7 protein-coding genes, 2 tRNA genes and 2 rRNA genes are annotated in these 14,240 nt (G+C 55.0%); 6 read left to right on the top strand and 5 right to left on the bottom strand.

All coding sequences use genetic code 11. The features are described from left to right. Positions 1-92 precede the first annotated feature (92 nt). The 5 genes from ABH909_RS02980 to ABH909_RS02960 all read right to left on the bottom strand — a co-directional run bounded on the left by ABH909_RS02980 (position 93) and on the right by ABH909_RS02960 (position 6,019). Positions 93-1,586, bottom strand: coding sequence for an acetyl-CoA hydrolase/transferase family protein (locus ABH909_RS02980; RefSeq protein ID WP_429430387.1), 1,494 nt, complete (start codon positions 1,584-1,586; stop codon positions 93-95). 189 nt (positions 1,587-1,775) lie between these two features. Beyond that, positions 1,776-3,224, bottom strand: coding sequence for an NAD(P)(+) transhydrogenase (Re/Si-specific) subunit beta (locus tag ABH909_RS02975; protein ID WP_429430385.1), 1,449 nt, complete (start codon positions 3,222-3,224; stop codon positions 1,776-1,778). Further along, positions 3,224-3,547, bottom strand: a complete 324-nt coding sequence (locus ABH909_RS02970) for an NAD(P) transhydrogenase subunit alpha (RefSeq protein WP_007902743.1) — start codon at positions 3,545-3,547, stop codon at positions 3,224-3,226. Before ABH909_RS02970 ends, ABH909_RS02975 begins: the two co-directional genes overlap by 1 nt. 15 nt (positions 3,548-3,562) lie before the next feature. Next, a complete protein-coding gene (locus ABH909_RS02965) occupies positions 3,563-4,684 on the bottom strand; it encodes a Re/Si-specific NAD(P)(+) transhydrogenase subunit alpha (protein ID WP_123358427.1) in 1,122 nt (373 codons plus the stop codon). A gap of 435 nt (positions 4,685-5,119) precedes the next feature. Beyond that, positions 5,120-6,019 carry a LysR family transcriptional regulator gene (locus ABH909_RS02960; protein ID WP_429430383.1) on the bottom strand — a complete coding sequence of 300 codons (900 nt, stop codon included), beginning with the start codon at positions 6,017-6,019 and terminating at the stop codon, positions 5,120-5,122. A gap of 158 nt (positions 6,020-6,177) precedes the next feature. On the opposite strand from ABH909_RS02960, the gene ABH909_RS02955 reads away from it, so the two are divergent. The 6 genes from ABH909_RS02955 (at position 6,178) to ABH909_RS02930 (ending at position 14,204) form a co-directional block, all read left to right on the top strand. Next, positions 6,178-7,359 (top strand): acyl-CoA dehydrogenase, encoded by a 1,182-nt coding sequence (locus ABH909_RS02955; RefSeq protein WP_007897013.1) that lies wholly within the window; start codon positions 6,178-6,180, stop codon positions 7,357-7,359. A gap of 13 nt (positions 7,360-7,372) precedes the next feature. Next, positions 7,373-8,593 carry a CaiB/BaiF CoA transferase family protein gene (locus tag ABH909_RS02950; protein WP_429430381.1) on the top strand — a complete coding sequence of 407 codons (1,221 nt, stop codon included), beginning with the start codon at positions 7,373-7,375 and terminating at the stop codon, positions 8,591-8,593. A gap of 653 nt (positions 8,594-9,246) precedes the next feature. Then, a 16S ribosomal RNA gene (locus ABH909_RS02945) occupies positions 9,247-10,783 on the top strand. A 123-nt stretch (positions 10,784-10,906) separates the two neighbouring features. After that, positions 10,907-10,983: transfer RNA gene (locus ABH909_RS02940), tRNA-Ile, on the top strand. A 10-nt stretch (positions 10,984-10,993) separates the two neighbouring features. Continuing rightward, a tRNA-Ala gene (locus ABH909_RS02935) sits at positions 10,994-11,069 on the top strand. Between the two features lie 243 nt (positions 11,070-11,312). Next, positions 11,313-14,204, top strand: a 23S ribosomal RNA gene (locus ABH909_RS02930). Together the 16S and 23S rRNA genes with 2 tRNA genes alongside form the textbook arrangement of a ribosomal RNA operon. The last annotated feature ends 36 nt before the right edge of the window (positions 14,205-14,240 follow it).

The following is a 14,240-nucleotide window of genomic DNA, read 5'->3' as shown; positions in this document are numbered from 1 at the left end:
AGACCGGTACAGCAGTACAGTTTTTGACGGTGTTTAGTGTTATCGCCGCGAACTGACGAAACTGTGTTTGCGTCAGCGGCAATCTGTATCAACTACACCGCCAGCATGCGCCCGGTTTCTTCCAGGTTGATGTGCCAACTCAGGGCATCACGCAGGATGTGCGGAGTATGCCCGCCGACTGCGCAGGCGGCAGTGAAGTAGTCATTCAAGGCTGGGCGATAGTCCGGGTGAACGCAGTTGTCGATGATGACCCGGGCGCGTTCACGCGGTGCCAGGCCACGGAGGTCGGCCAGGCCTATCTCGGTCACGAGAATGTCGACGTCATGTTCTGTGTGGTCGACGTGGCTGACCATGGGAACCACGCTGGAAATCGCGCCGCCCTTGGCAATCGACTTGGTGACAAAGATCGCCAGGTGCGCATTGCGCGCGAAATCGCCGGAGCCGCCAATCCCATTCATCATCCGCGTGCCGCAGACGTGGGTGGAATTGACGTTGCCGTACAGGTCGAACTCCAGCGCCGTGTTGATGCCAATGATGCCCAGACGTCGTACCACTTCGGGATGGTTCGAGATTTCCTGGGGGCGTAGCACCAGTTTGTCTTTATAGCGCTCCAGATTCCCGAACACATCGGCATTGCGCCGACTCGACAGGGTGATCGAACTGCCCGAAGCAAAGCTCAACTTGCCAGCGTCGATCAGATCGAAAGTCGAGTCCTGCAGCACTTCGGAGTACATGGTCAGGTCTTCGAACGGCGAGTCGATCAAGCCGCACATCACCGAATTGGCGATTGTGCCGATACCGGCTTGCAGCGGGCCGAGCTTGTTGGTCATGCGTCCGGCAGCCACTTCTTGTTTGAAGAAATCGATCAGATGGTCAGCGATGGCCTGAGTGTCGCTGTCCGGCGGCAGGACAGTGGACGGCGAGTCGGACTGGTTCGTAATCACGATCGCGACAATTTTTTCCGGTGGTATCGGGATGGCGGTGCTGCCGATGCGGTCGTCGACCTTCACCAACGGAATCGGGGTGCGGGTCGGCCGGTAGGTCGGGATATAGATGTCGTGCAGGCCTTCGAGATTCGGGTTGTGAGCCAGGTTGATCTCGACGATCACGTGCTTGGCGAAAATCGCGAAGCTGGCCGAATTGCCTACCGAGGTGGTCGGCACAATATGGCCCTGCTCGGTGATTGCCACGGCTTCGATCACCGCGATGTCCGGTAGCTTGAGTTGTTGGTTACGCAGTTGCTCTACGGTTTCCGACAGGTGCTGGTCGATGAACATGACTTCGCCGGCATTGATCGCCTTGCGCAGAGTGCTGTCCACCTGGAACGGCATGCGTCGCGACAGTACGCCGGCTTCAGTCAGTTGTTTGTCGAGGTCGTTGCCCAGACTGGCACCGGTCATCAAGGTGATTTTCAGCGGTGCGACCTTGGCACGCTCGGCCAGGGCATGAGGCACGGCCTTGGCTTCGCCGGCTCGGGTAAAGCCGCTCATGCCGACGGTCATGCCGTCCTGAATCAGAGCGGCAGCGTCGGCGGCGCTCATCACCTTGTCCAACAATGAAGGCAAGCGAATACGGTCACGGTACATAATTGTTTTCTCGAGGCAACGGAAGCAAGGTGCGCAGTCTAGTGAATTTGATCAGTGCCCGTCCCGCTACCAAGGTCGCATTCGAGGCGTCTATTCTGCGCCTTTCAGACAAAACACCGTTACAGGATCGGTAACAGCCACAAACAAAAACGCCCCGACAAGTCGGGGCGTTCAGGTTGCCGAATGGTATTACTCGACGGCTTTGACCATGTCTTCGATGACTTTTTTGGCGTCGCCGAAAACCATCATGGTCTTGTCCAGGTAGAACAGTTCGTTATCCAGACCGGCGTAGCCGCTGGCCATCGAGCGCTTGTTGACGATGATGGTCTTGGCTTTGAACGCTTCGAGAATCGGCATACCGGCAATCGGCGATTTCGGATCGTTCTTGGCGGCCGGGTTGACCACGTCGTTGGCACCCAGCACCAGCACCACGTCGGCCTGACCGAACTCGGAATTGATGTCTTCCATCTCAAACACCTGGTCGTAAGGCACTTCGGCCTCGGCCAGCAATACGTTCATGTGGCCAGGCATACGACCGGCAACCGGGTGAATCGCATACTTCACGGTCACGCCGCGGTGGGTCAGCTTTTCGGTCAGCTCTTTCAAAGCGTGCTGCGCGCGAGCCACCGCCAGGCCATAGCCTGGAACGATGATCACGGTGTCGGCGTTGGTCAGCAGGAAAGTGGCATCGTCAGCCGAACCGGATTTCACCGGGCGGGCTTCCTGGGCGCCTGCCGGACCTGCGTCAGCGGTATTGCCGAAACCGCCGAGCAGCACGTTGAAGAACGAACGGTTCATCGCTTTGCACATGATGTACGAGAGGATCGCACCGCTTGAGCCCACCAGCGAACCGGCAATGATCAGCATCGAGTTGTTCAGCGAGAAGCCGATACCCGCTGCTGCCCAGCCGGAGTAGCTGTTGAGCATCGACACCACGACGGGCATGTCTGCGCCACCGATCGGGATGATGATCAACACACCCATCACGAAGGCCAGGGCCAGCATCAGTGCGAAAGCGCTTAGATTGCCGGTTAGCATGAAGGTGATGCCCAGTGCCAGCGTGGCCAGACCCAGCAGCAGGTTCAGCTTGTGCTGGCCGCTGAACTGTACCGGTGCCCCCTGGAACAGGCGGAACTTGTACTTGCCCGACAGCTTGCCAAACGCGATCACCGAACCAGAGAAGGTGATTGCACCGATAGCAGCGCCGAGAAACAGCTCCAGGCGGTTACCGGCAGGAATCGAATCCCCCAGTTCCTTGACGATGCCCAGCGATTGCGGCTCAACAACAGCAGCGATGGCGATGAATACTGCGGCCATACCGATCATGCTGTGCATGAAGGCGACCAGTTCCGGCATCTTGGTCATTTCAACGCGCTTGGCCATGATCGAGCCGGCGGTGCCGCCGACCAGCAGGCCAACGATGACGTAACCGATGCCGGCAGTAGCACTGCCTTGCTCAAAAGAGAGCGCGCCCAGCTTATAAATAAGGCCGACCGTGGTGACGATTGCCAACGCCATGCCGAGCATGCCGTAGACATTGCCGCGCCGCGATGTGGTTGGGTGCGACAGGCCTTTGAGGGCCTGGATGAAACAGATCGACGCGATCAGGTAGAGCGTCGTTACCAGATTCATGCTCATTACTGGGGCGCCTCTTCTTTTACGGCTTTCGGGGCTTTTTTCTTGAACATCTCAAGCATTCTGCGCGTTACGAGGAAGCCGCCGAACACGTTCACTGCCGCCAAAGCCACCGCCAGGGTGCCCATGGTCTTGCCCAGTGGCGTCACGGTCAAAGCGGCGGCCAACATGGCGCCGACGATCACAATCGCGGAAATGGCATTGGTCACCGCCATTAACGGCGTGTGCAATGCGGGTGTAACGTTCCAGACCACGTGATAACCGACATAAATCGCCAGCACGAAGATGATCAGGTTGTAGATACCGGGGGAGATAAGCTCTTCCATCGTCTGAATCCCTGCTTAGGCGTTTTTGCGGATGACTTGGCCGTCGCGGCACATGAGGCACGCGGCGACGATGTCGTCTTCGAGGTTCACTTCAAACTGGCCTTCTTTGTTGAAGACCAGCTTCAGGAAGTCCAGCAGGTTGCGCGCGTACAGTGCCGAAGCATCTGCCGCGACGGCGCCGGCCAGATTGGTCGGGCCGCAAATGGTCACGCCATTCTCGACGACCACCTGATCAGCCACTGTCAGCGGGCAGTTACCGCCCTGGGCTGCCGCGAGGTCGATGACCACGGAGCCTGGCTTCATCTGTGCCACGGTTTCCGCGCTCAATAGCGTCGGCGCCTTGCGGCCCGGGATCAGTGCAGTAGTAATGACGATGTCAGCCTGCTTGGCGCGCTCGTGCACGGCCAAGGCTTGGCGCTGCATCCAGCTGGCCGGCATGGGGCGTGCGTAACCGCCGACACCGACGGCGCATTCGCGCTCTTCATCGGTTTCGTACGGCACATCGACGAATTTCGCACCCAGAGATTCGATCTGTTCCTTCACGGCAGGACGCACGTCAGACGCTTCGATCACAGCACCCAGACGTTTCGCCGTGGCAATCGCCTGCAAACCGGCCACGCCAGCACCGAGAATCAGCACACGCGCCGCTTTCACGGTGCCCGCAGCGGTCATCAGCATTGGCATGAAGCGTGGGTAGTAGTGAGCAGCCAGCAACACGGCTTTATAGCCGGCGATGTTCGCCTGGGAGGACAACACATCCAGGCTCTGAGCGCGGGAGGTGCGCGGCGCGGCCTCCAGTGCGAAAGCGGTAATGCCGCACTCAGCCAGCTTGGCAATGGTTTCATTGCTGAACGGATTGAGCATGCCCACCACAACGGTGCCGCTTTTTATCAGCGTCAGTTCGCTGTCGCTGGGGGCGACCACCTTGAGAATCAGCTCTGCGCCAAATGCATCATTGGCACTGCCAATGGTCGCGCCTGCCGCTTCATAAGCACTGTCGACAACACTGGCGTTAATACCGGCGCCGCTTTGCACAGTGACTTTATGACCCTGGCCGATCAGCTTTTTGATGGTTTCCGGGGTTGCAGCAACCCGTGTTTCACCCGTCTGGGTTTCGAGAGGAACACCAATGTGCACGTCAAATCTCCTGCGTGATCTTATTGAGTAAACCCAGGCACTTCGGATGGTGCGGCTGGGGCGGCCGATCAGCACGATCCCGCCAAATCAGGGCGGGGCGCGGCATTTTGCAGGCGAACTTTGTGCCCTTCAAGGGATTATGACGGGTGACGGAAAATTAACTACAAGTCACCCCGTGACCGAATGTCGCAACCTACCGGTTCAATCCCTTGCAGGCCGTGCCTTGTAAGGATTTCATTAAATTTTTAAGAATTTGAACATCGGCACGGTGAATGAGGAGGCATTGCTTGTGAGTGGAGGCTCAAGGCCACGTATTCTGGCCCTTGTGGGACGTTTGTACTCATCCTCAGTACAGTCTGCCGAAATGCGACAAATACTTATATCTGTAGTGCTTTTGAATTTCTGACTACGTGATCAACTAATCGGTGTAAGCCTTTATCCTTCTAGGCTGTAGCTTTGTGCCTGATTCACCAGCCAATCGCGAAATGCCTTTAAAGAGGCTGATTCGACCTTTCGCTCCGGAATCATCAGGTAATAGGCCTTGATGCTTGATAGGGCCTGAGCATTGGCAATCACCAGGCGCTTCTCTGCCAATTCCCGTTGAATCAGAAACGGTGGGATTAGCGCGATCCCCATATCGTGCATTGCGGCTTGAGCAAGCATGGAGAATAGCTCGTAACGCGGCCCTGTCATGTCTCGCGGGATATTCAGGTTTTGAGAGTTGAACCACTGGCGCCAGGCATATGGGCGGGTGGTCTGCTGAAGCAGGGGCAGTTCGGCGATTTCACTGGGAGTCAGATTGGTTTCTTTGCCCAATAACGTGGGGCTGCACACCGGCATAGGATTTTCGCCCATTAGCCTGTGGGATTCGGTACCCGACCAGTCGGCGTCGCCGAAATAGATCGCGGCATCGAAATCGGTATCGGCAAACAGGAAGGGGCGGGTGCGGTTAGTGAGGTTGACCGTCACTTCCGGATGTTTGTGCTGAAAATCCTTGAGTCGCGGCAGCAGCCACTGAGTGCCGAAGGTGGGTACCACCGCCAGCTCGATTACGTTGGCGCCTTGCTGGCCCATCACTGACAAGGTGTCTCGTTCAACCGCATCGAGTTGGGTAGCCACTCGGCGACTGTAGGAAAGCCCGGCCTCCGTCAGTTTCACTCCGCGCCGGGAGCGTCGGAACAGTTCGACGCTGAGAAACTCCTCAAGGCTGGCGATCTGTCGGCAAATCGCTCCCTGTGTGAGGGAAAGTTCCTGGGCGGCCTTGGTAAAGCTCTCGTGGCGCGCTGCAGCTTCAAAACTGATCAGGGCGGTTGTACTGGGAATCTTTCTGCGCATGTACGTCAACCTCACTAATACATCGCATATAGGCTATTTTTGCGACGTTACGGAGTGAGAAATTAGCACAACAGTATGCAAAATCCTCGTTTGCCGTGAAACCGAACCGGGCCTAGGATCACTCCACGTTATTTGACCCGATTCGAGAGGACTCACTCATGGGCGGTAAAGCTAGCTTCAACTGGATCGATCCCCTGCTGCTGGATCAACAGCTCACTGAAGAAGAACGCATGATTCGCGACACCGCTCAGCAATTCGCTCAGCAGAAGCTCGCGCCGCGTGTTCTCGAAGCTTTCCGTCATGAGAAGACCGACCCGGCGATCTTCCGCGAGATGGGTGAAGTGGGTCTGTTGGGTGCGACCATTCCTGAGCAATACGGTGGCAGCGGCCTTAACTACGTCAGCTACGGTCTGATTGCCCGTGAGGTCGAGCGTGTCGACTCCGGCTATCGCTCGATGATGAGCGTGCAGTCGTCGCTGGTCATGGTGCCTATCAACGAATTCGGTACCGAAGCACAGAAGCAGAAATACCTGCCGAAGCTGGCCTCGGGTGAATGGATCGGTTGCTTCGGTCTGACCGAGCCTGACCACGGTTCCGACCCGGGCGCGATGATTACTCGTGCACGTAAAGTCGAAGGCGGCTACAGCCTCACCGGCAGCAAAATGTGGATCACCAACAGCCCGATCGCCGATGTGTTCGTGGTTTGGGGCAAGGATGACGCGGGCGACATTCGTGGTTTTGTTCTGGAGAAGGGCTGGAAAGGTCTGAGCGCTCCAGCGATTCACGGCAAGGTTGGCCTGCGTGCATCCATCACTGGCGAGATCGTCATGGACAACGTGTTTGTCCCTGAAGAGAACATCTTCCCGGATGTCCGTGGTCTTAAAGGTCCGTTCACCTGCCTCAACTCCGCACGCTATGGCATCTCATGGGGTGCACTGGGTGCTGCCGAGTTCTGCTGGCACACCGCGCGCCAGTACACCCTGGACCGTAAGCAGTTTGGTCGTCCATTGGCGGCCACACAGTTGATCCAGAAGAAGCTGGCTGACATGCAGACCGAAATCACCATGGCGCTGCAAGGCTGCCTGCGTCTGGGTCGTATGAAGGATGAAGGCACTGCTGCCGTCGAGATTACGTCGATGATGAAGCGCAACTCCTGTGGCAAGTCCCTGGATATCGCTCGCATGGCGCGTGACATGCTGGGTGGCAACGGCATCTCCGATGAGTTCGGTGTCGCTCGGCACCTGGTCAATCTGGAAGTGGTGAATACCTATGAAGGTACGCATGACGTCCACGCGCTGATCCTCGGTCGCGCGCAGACCGGCATCCAGGCGTTCTATTAATAGGAGAACGGTCATGGGCGCGCTTTCGCATCTACGGGTACTGGATTTATCGCGGGTGCTTGCCGGGCCTTGGGCCGGGCAGATCCTGGCGGACCTTGGCGCCGAAGTCATCAAGGTCGAGCGCCCGGGCAATGGCGATGACACGCGCGCCTGGGGGCCTCCGTTCCTTAAAGACGCCTATGGCGAGAACACCAGCGAGGCGGCCTATTACCTGTCCGCCAACCGCAACAAGCAATCAGTGACCATCGACTTCACGCGGCCAGAGGGTCAACAGTTGGTGCGTGAGTTGGCGGCGAAGTCGGACATCCTCATTGAAAACTTCAAGGTCGATGGTCTGGCGGCTTATGGGCTGGACTATGAGTCGCTCAAGGCGATTAATCCGAAGCTGATCTATTGCTCGATCACTGGATTCGGTCAGACAGGTCCGTATGCCAAGCGTGCGGGTTACGATTTCATGATCCAGGGCTTGGGCGGTCTGATGAGTTTGACCGGTCGTCCCGAAGGAGATGAAGGCGCGGGCCCGGTGAAAGTCGGTGTAGCGCTGACAGATATCCTGACCGGTCTCTATTCAACGGTGGCGATACTGGCGGCCTTGGCTCATCGGGATCAAGGCGGTGGCGGTCAGCATATAGACATGGCATTGCTGGATGTTCAGGTGGCTTGTTTGGCCAATCAGGCGATGAACTACCTGACTACCGGCGTTGCGCCTAAACGCCTGGGCAATGCTCATCCGAATATCGTGCCTTATCAGGACTTTCCTACGGCCGATGGCGATTTCATCCTCACCGTGGGTAATGATGGGCAGTTCCGCAAGTTTGCGCAGGTGGCCGGTCAGCCGCAGTGGGCGGATGATCCGCGTTTTGCGACCAACAAATTGCGGGTGGCTAACCGAGCGGTATTGATTCCGCTGATTCGCCAGGCGACCGTGTTCAAGACTACTGCCGAATGGGTGGTGCAACTGGAGCAGGCAGGCGTGCCATGCGGACCGATCAATGATCTGGCTCAGATGTTTGCTGATCCTCAGGTTCAGGCGCGGGGGTTGGCCATTGAGCTGCCTCATGCTTTGGCCGGGATGGTGCCGCAGGTTGCGAGTCCGATACGTCTGTCCGAGACTCCGGTGGAGTACCGCAGTGCACCCCCTTTGTTGGGTGAGCACACACTGGAGATTTTACAGCGGGTGTTGGGTCTGGATGCCGGTGTCGTTGCTGGGTTCAAGGCATCTGGAGTGCTCTGAGCATTTCCTTCTATATAGCAGCGCTGGTTTTGCTCTCCCTATATAGAAGGAAATATGCAGTTTTCAGGCTTTTTGCAAGTTATTGATAGAAAAGCATAATCGGGGGTTGACGGCAGATTCTGGACGTCTATAATTCGCCCCACTTCCGGCGCAGTCGAAACGGAAAACTCCTTGGTAAACAATGAGTTATGCGGTTTTCGGCAGCGGTTGCGCTTCAGTTCATCGAAGCCAGAAGGAGTTGAAAGAGCAGTGTTGTTTGGCTCTTTTGATGGTTCGATCTTCTCGGTCGAAAGCGGAGAAAAAGAGGTGTTGACAGCAGCGAGTAACGCTGTAGAATTCGCCTCCCGCTAACGAGAGATCGGAAGCGCAAGTGGTTGAAGTTGTTGAAGATTCCCAAGCGAAACTTTGAAAACTTCTGAAATAACCGCTTGACAGTAACAGAGGCTGCTGTAGAATGCGCGCCTCGGTTGAGACGAAAGATCTTAACCAACCGCTCTTTAACAACTGAATCAAGCAATTCGTGTGGGTGCTTGTGGAGTCAGACTGATAGTCAACAAGATTATCAGCATCACAAGTTACTCCGCGAGAAATCAAAGATGTAACCAACGATTGCTGAGCCAAGTTTAGGGTTTCTTAAAAACCCAAAGATGTTTGAACTGAAGAGTTTGATCATGGCTCAGATTGAACGCTGGCGGCAGGCCTAACACATGCAAGTCGAGCGGTAGAGAGGTGCTTGCACCTCTTGAGAGCGGCGGACGGGTGAGTAATGCCTAGGAATCTGCCTGGTAGTGGGGGATAACGCTCGGAAACGGACGCTAATACCGCATACGTCCTACGGGAGAAAGCAGGGGACCTTCGGGCCTTGCGCTATCAGATGAGCCTAGGTCGGATTAGCTAGTTGGTGAGGTAATGGCTCACCAAGGCGACGATCCGTAACTGGTCTGAGAGGATGATCAGTCACACTGGAACTGAGACACGGTCCAGACTCCTACGGGAGGCAGCAGTGGGGAATATTGGACAATGGGCGAAAGCCTGATCCAGCCATGCCGCGTGTGTGAAGAAGGTCTTCGGATTGTAAAGCACTTTAAGTTGGGAGGAAGGGCAGTTACCTAATACGTAATTGTTTTGACGTTACCGACAGAATAAGCACCGGCTAACTCTGTGCCAGCAGCCGCGGTAATACAGAGGGTGCAAGCGTTAATCGGAATTACTGGGCGTAAAGCGCGCGTAGGTGGTTCGTTAAGTTGGATGTGAAAGCCCCGGGCTCAACCTGGGAACTGCATTCAAAACTGACGAGCTAGAGTATGGTAGAGGGTGGTGGAATTTCCTGTGTAGCGGTGAAATGCGTAGATATAGGAAGGAACACCAGTGGCGAAGGCGACCACCTGGACTGATACTGACACTGAGGTGCGAAAGCGTGGGGAGCAAACAGGATTAGATACCCTGGTAGTCCACGCCGTAAACGATGTCAACTAGCCGTTGGGAGCCTTGAGCTCTTAGTGGCGCAGCTAACGCATTAAGTTGACCGCCTGGGGAGTACGGCCGCAAGGTTAAAACTCAAATGAATTGACGGGGGCCCGCACAAGCGGTGGAGCATGTGGTTTAATTCGAAGCAACGCGAAGAACCTTACCAGGCCTTGACATCCAATGAACTTTCCAGAGATGGATGGGTGCCTTCGGGAACATTGAGACAGGTGCTGCATGGCTGTCGTCAGCTCGTGTCGTGAGATGTTGGGTTAAGTCCCGTAACGAGCGCAACCCTTGTCCTTAGTTACCAGCACGTCATGGTGGGCACTCTAAGGAGACTGCCGGTGACAAACCGGAGGAAGGTGGGGATGACGTCAAGTCATCATGGCCCTTACGGCCTGGGCTACACACGTGCTACAATGGTCGGTACAGAGGGTTGCCAAGCCGCGAGGTGGAGCTAATCCCAGAAAACCGATCGTAGTCCGGATCGCAGTCTGCAACTCGACTGCGTGAAGTCGGAATCGCTAGTAATCGCGAATCAGAATGTCGCGGTGAATACGTTCCCGGGCCTTGTACACACCGCCCGTCACACCATGGGAGTGGGTTGCACCAGAAGTAGCTAGTCTAACCTTCGGGAGGACGGTTACCACGGTGTGATTCATGACTGGGGTGAAGTCGTAACAAGGTAGCCGTAGGGGAACCTGCGGCTGGATCACCTCCTTAATCGACGACATCAGCTGCTCCATAAGTTCCCACACGAATTGCTTGATTCATTGAAGAAGACGATAGAAGCAGCTTTAAGCTCCAAGCTGATAGCTCAACGCTAACAGTTACAAGCTCGAAATTGGGTCTGTAGCTCAGTTGGTTAGAGCGCACCCCTGATAAGGGTGAGGTCGGCAGTTCGAATCTGCCCAGACCCACCAATTTTGTTATGGGGCCATAGCTCAGCTGGGAGAGCGCCTGCCTTGCACGCAGGAGGTCAGCGGTTCGATCCCGCTTGGCTCCACCATAAACTGCTTCGACACGTTTGAGAGTTTAGAAATGAATATTCGGTAGTGAATATTGATTTCTAGTCTTTTGATTAGATCGTTCTTTAAAAATTTGGGTATGTGATAGAAAGATAGACTGAACACTACTTTCACTGGTAGTGGATCAGGCTAAGGTAAAATTTGTGAGTTGCTCTTTATGAGCAAGCATCGAATTTTCGGCGAATGTCGTCTTCACAGTATAACCAGATTGCTTGGGGTTATATGGTCAAGTGAAGAAGCGCATACGGTGGATGCCTTGGCAGTCAGAGGCGATGAAAGACGTGGTAGCCTGCGAAAAGCTTCGGGGAGTCGGCAAACAGACTTTGATCCGGAGATGTCTGAATGGGGGAACCCACCTAACATAAGTTAGGTATCTTAAGCTGAATACATAGGCTTAAGAAGCGAACCAGGGGAACTGAAACATCTAAGTACCCTGAGGAAAAGAAATCAACCGAGATTCCCTTAGTAGTGGCGAGCGAACGGGGACTAGCCCTTAAGTGGCTTTGAGATTAGCGGAACGCTCTGGAAAGTGCGGCCATAGTGGGTGATAGCCCTGTACGCGAAAATCTCTTGGCCATGAAATCGAGTAGGACGGAGCACGAGAAACTTTGTCTGAATATGGGGGGACCATCCTCCAAGGCTAAATACTACTGACTGACCGATAGTGAACTAGTACCGTGAGGGAAAGGCGAAAAGAACCCCGGAGAGGGGAGTGAAATAGATCCTGAAACCGTATGCGTACAAGCAGTGGGAGCCCACTTTGTTGGGTGACTGCGTACCTTTTGTATAATGGGTCAGCGACTTATTTTCAGTGGCGAGCTTAACCGAATAGGGGAGGCGTAGCGAAAGCGAGTCTTAATAGGGCGTCTAGTCGCTGGGAATAGACCCGAAACCGGGCGATCTATCCATGGGCAGGTTGAAGGTTGGGTAACACTAACTGGAGGACCGAACCGACTACCGTTGAAAAGTTAGCGGATGACCTGTGGATCGGAGTGAAAGGCTAATCAAGCTCGGAGATAGCTGGTTCTCCTCGAAAGCTATTTAGGTAGCGCCTCATGTATCACTGTAGGGGGTAGAGCACTGTTTCGGCTAGGGGGTCATCCCGACTTACCAAACCGATGCAAACTCCGAATACCTACAAGTGCCGAGCATGGGAGACACACGGCGGGTGCTAACGTCCGTCGTGAAAAGGGAAACAACCCAGACCGTCAGCTAAGGTCCCAAAGTTATGGTTAAGTGGGAAACGATGTGGGAAGGCTTAGACAGCTAGGAGGTTGGCTTAGAAGCAGCCACCCTTTAAAGAAAGCGTAATAGCTCACTAGTCGAGTCGGCCTGCGCGGAAGATGTAACGGGGCTCAAACCATACACCGAAGCTACGGGTATCACTTAGGTGATGCGGTAGAGGAGCGTTCTGTAAGCCTGTGAAGGTGAGTTGAGAAGCTTGCTGGAGGTATCAGAAGTGCGAATGCTGACATGAGTAACGACAATGGGTGTGAAAAACACCCACGCCGAAAGACCAAGGTTTCCTGCGCAACGTTAATCGACGCAGGGTTAGTCGGTCCCTAAGGCGAGGCTGAAAAGCGTAGTCGATGGAAAACAGGTTAATATTCCTGTACTTCTGGTTATTGCGATGGAGGGACGGAGAAGGCTAGGCCAGCTTGGCGTTGGTTGTCCAAGTTTAAGGTGGTAGGCTGGAATCTTAGGTAAATCCGGGATTCCAAGGCCGAGAGCTGATGACGAGTGTTCTTTTAGAACACGAAGTGGTTGATGCCATGCTTCCAAGAAAAGCTTCTAAGCTTCAGGTAACCAGGAACCGTACCCCAAACCGACACAGGTGGTTGGGTAGAGAATACCAAGGCGCTTGAGAGAACTCGGGTGAAGGAACTAGGCAAAATGGCACCGTAACTTCGGGAGAAGGTGCGCCGGTGAGGGTGAAGCATTTACTGCGTAAGCCCACGCCGGTCGAAGATACCAGGCCGCTGCGACTGTTTATTAAAAACACAGCACTCTGCAAACACGAAAGTGGACGTATAGGGTGTGACGCCTGCCCGGTGCCGGAAGGTTAATTGATGGGGTTAGCTAACGCGAAGCTCTTGATCGAAGCCCCGGTAAACGGCGGCCGTAACTATAACGGTCCTAAGGTAGCGAAATTCCTTGTCGGGTAAGTTCCGACCTGCACGAATGGCGTAACGATGGCGGCGCTGTCTCCACCCGAGACTCAGTGAAATTGAAATCGCTGTGAAGATGCAGTGTATCCGCGGCTAGACGGAAAGACCCCGTGAACCTTTACTATAGCTTTGCACTGGACTTTGAATTTGCTTGTGTAGGATAGGTGGGAGGCTTTGAAGCGTGGACGCCAGTTCGCGTGGAGCCAACCTTGAAATACCACCCTGGCAACTTTGAGGTTCTAACTCAGGTCCGTTATCCGGATCGAGGACAGTGTATGGTGGGTAGTTTGACTGGGGCGGTCTCCTCCTAAAGAGTAACGGAGGAGTACGAAGGTGCGCTCAGACCGGTCGGAAATCGGTCGTAGAGTATAAAGGCAAAAGCGCGCTTGACTGCGAGACAGACACGTCGAGCAGGTACGAAAGTAGGTCTTAGTGATCCGGTGGTTCTGTATGGAAGGGCCATCGCTCAACGGATAAAAGGTACTCCGGGGATAACAGGCTGATACCGCCCAAGAGTTCATATCGACGGCGGTGTTTGGCACCTCGATGTCGGCTCATCACATCCTGGGGCTGAAGCCGGTCCCAAGGGTATGGCTGTTCGCCATTTAAAGTGGTACGCGAGCTGGGTTTAGAACGTCGTGAGACAGTTCGGTCCCTATCTGCCGTGGACGTTTGAGATTTGAGAGGGGCTGCTCCTAGTACGAGAGGACCGGAGTGGACGAACCTCTGGTGTTCCGGTTGTCACGCCAGTGGCATTGCCGGGTAGCTATGTTCGGAATAGATAACCGCTGAAAGCATCTAAGCGGGAAACTAGCCTCAAGATGAGATCTCACTGGGACCTTGAGTCCCCTGAAGGGCCGTCGAAGACTACGACGTTGATAGGTTGGGTGTGTAAGCGCTGTGAGGCGTTGAGCTAACCAATACTAATTGCCCGTGAGGCTTGACCATATAACACCCAAGCAATTTGCTGACCTGAAGAGGCAC

This window comes from Pseudomonas sp. BS3782 TE3695 (genome assembly GCF_050435305.1).
Classification (GTDB): domain Bacteria; phylum Pseudomonadota; class Gammaproteobacteria; order Pseudomonadales; family Pseudomonadaceae; genus Aquipseudomonas.
Note: the sequence above shows the minus strand (reverse complement) of the source record. Positions and strands in the feature narration are given on the sequence as shown.

Bases quoted from the DNA above. Each gene is read 5' to 3' on its own strand.
- ABH909_RS02975 (WP_429430385.1), bottom strand. From the start codon at position 3,224: ATGAGCATGAATCTGGTAACGACGCTCTACCTGATCGCGTCGATCTGT.
- ABH909_RS02980 (WP_429430387.1), bottom strand. From the start codon at position 1,586: ATGTACCGTGACCGTATTCGCTTGCCTTCATTGTTGGACAAGGTGATG.
- ABH909_RS02950 (WP_429430381.1), top strand. From the start codon at position 7,373: ATGGGCGCGCTTTCGCATCTACGGGTACTGGATTTATCGCGGGTGCTT.
- ABH909_RS02960 (WP_429430383.1), bottom strand. From the start codon at position 6,019: ATGCGCAGAAAGATTCCCAGTACAACCGCCCTGATCAGTTTTGAAGCT.
- ABH909_RS02955 (WP_007897013.1), top strand. From the start codon at position 6,178: ATGGGCGGTAAAGCTAGCTTCAACTGGATCGATCCCCTGCTGCTGGAT.
- ABH909_RS02970 (WP_007902743.1), bottom strand. From the start codon at position 3,547: ATGGAAGAGCTTATCTCCCCCGGTATCTACAACCTGATCATCTTCGTG.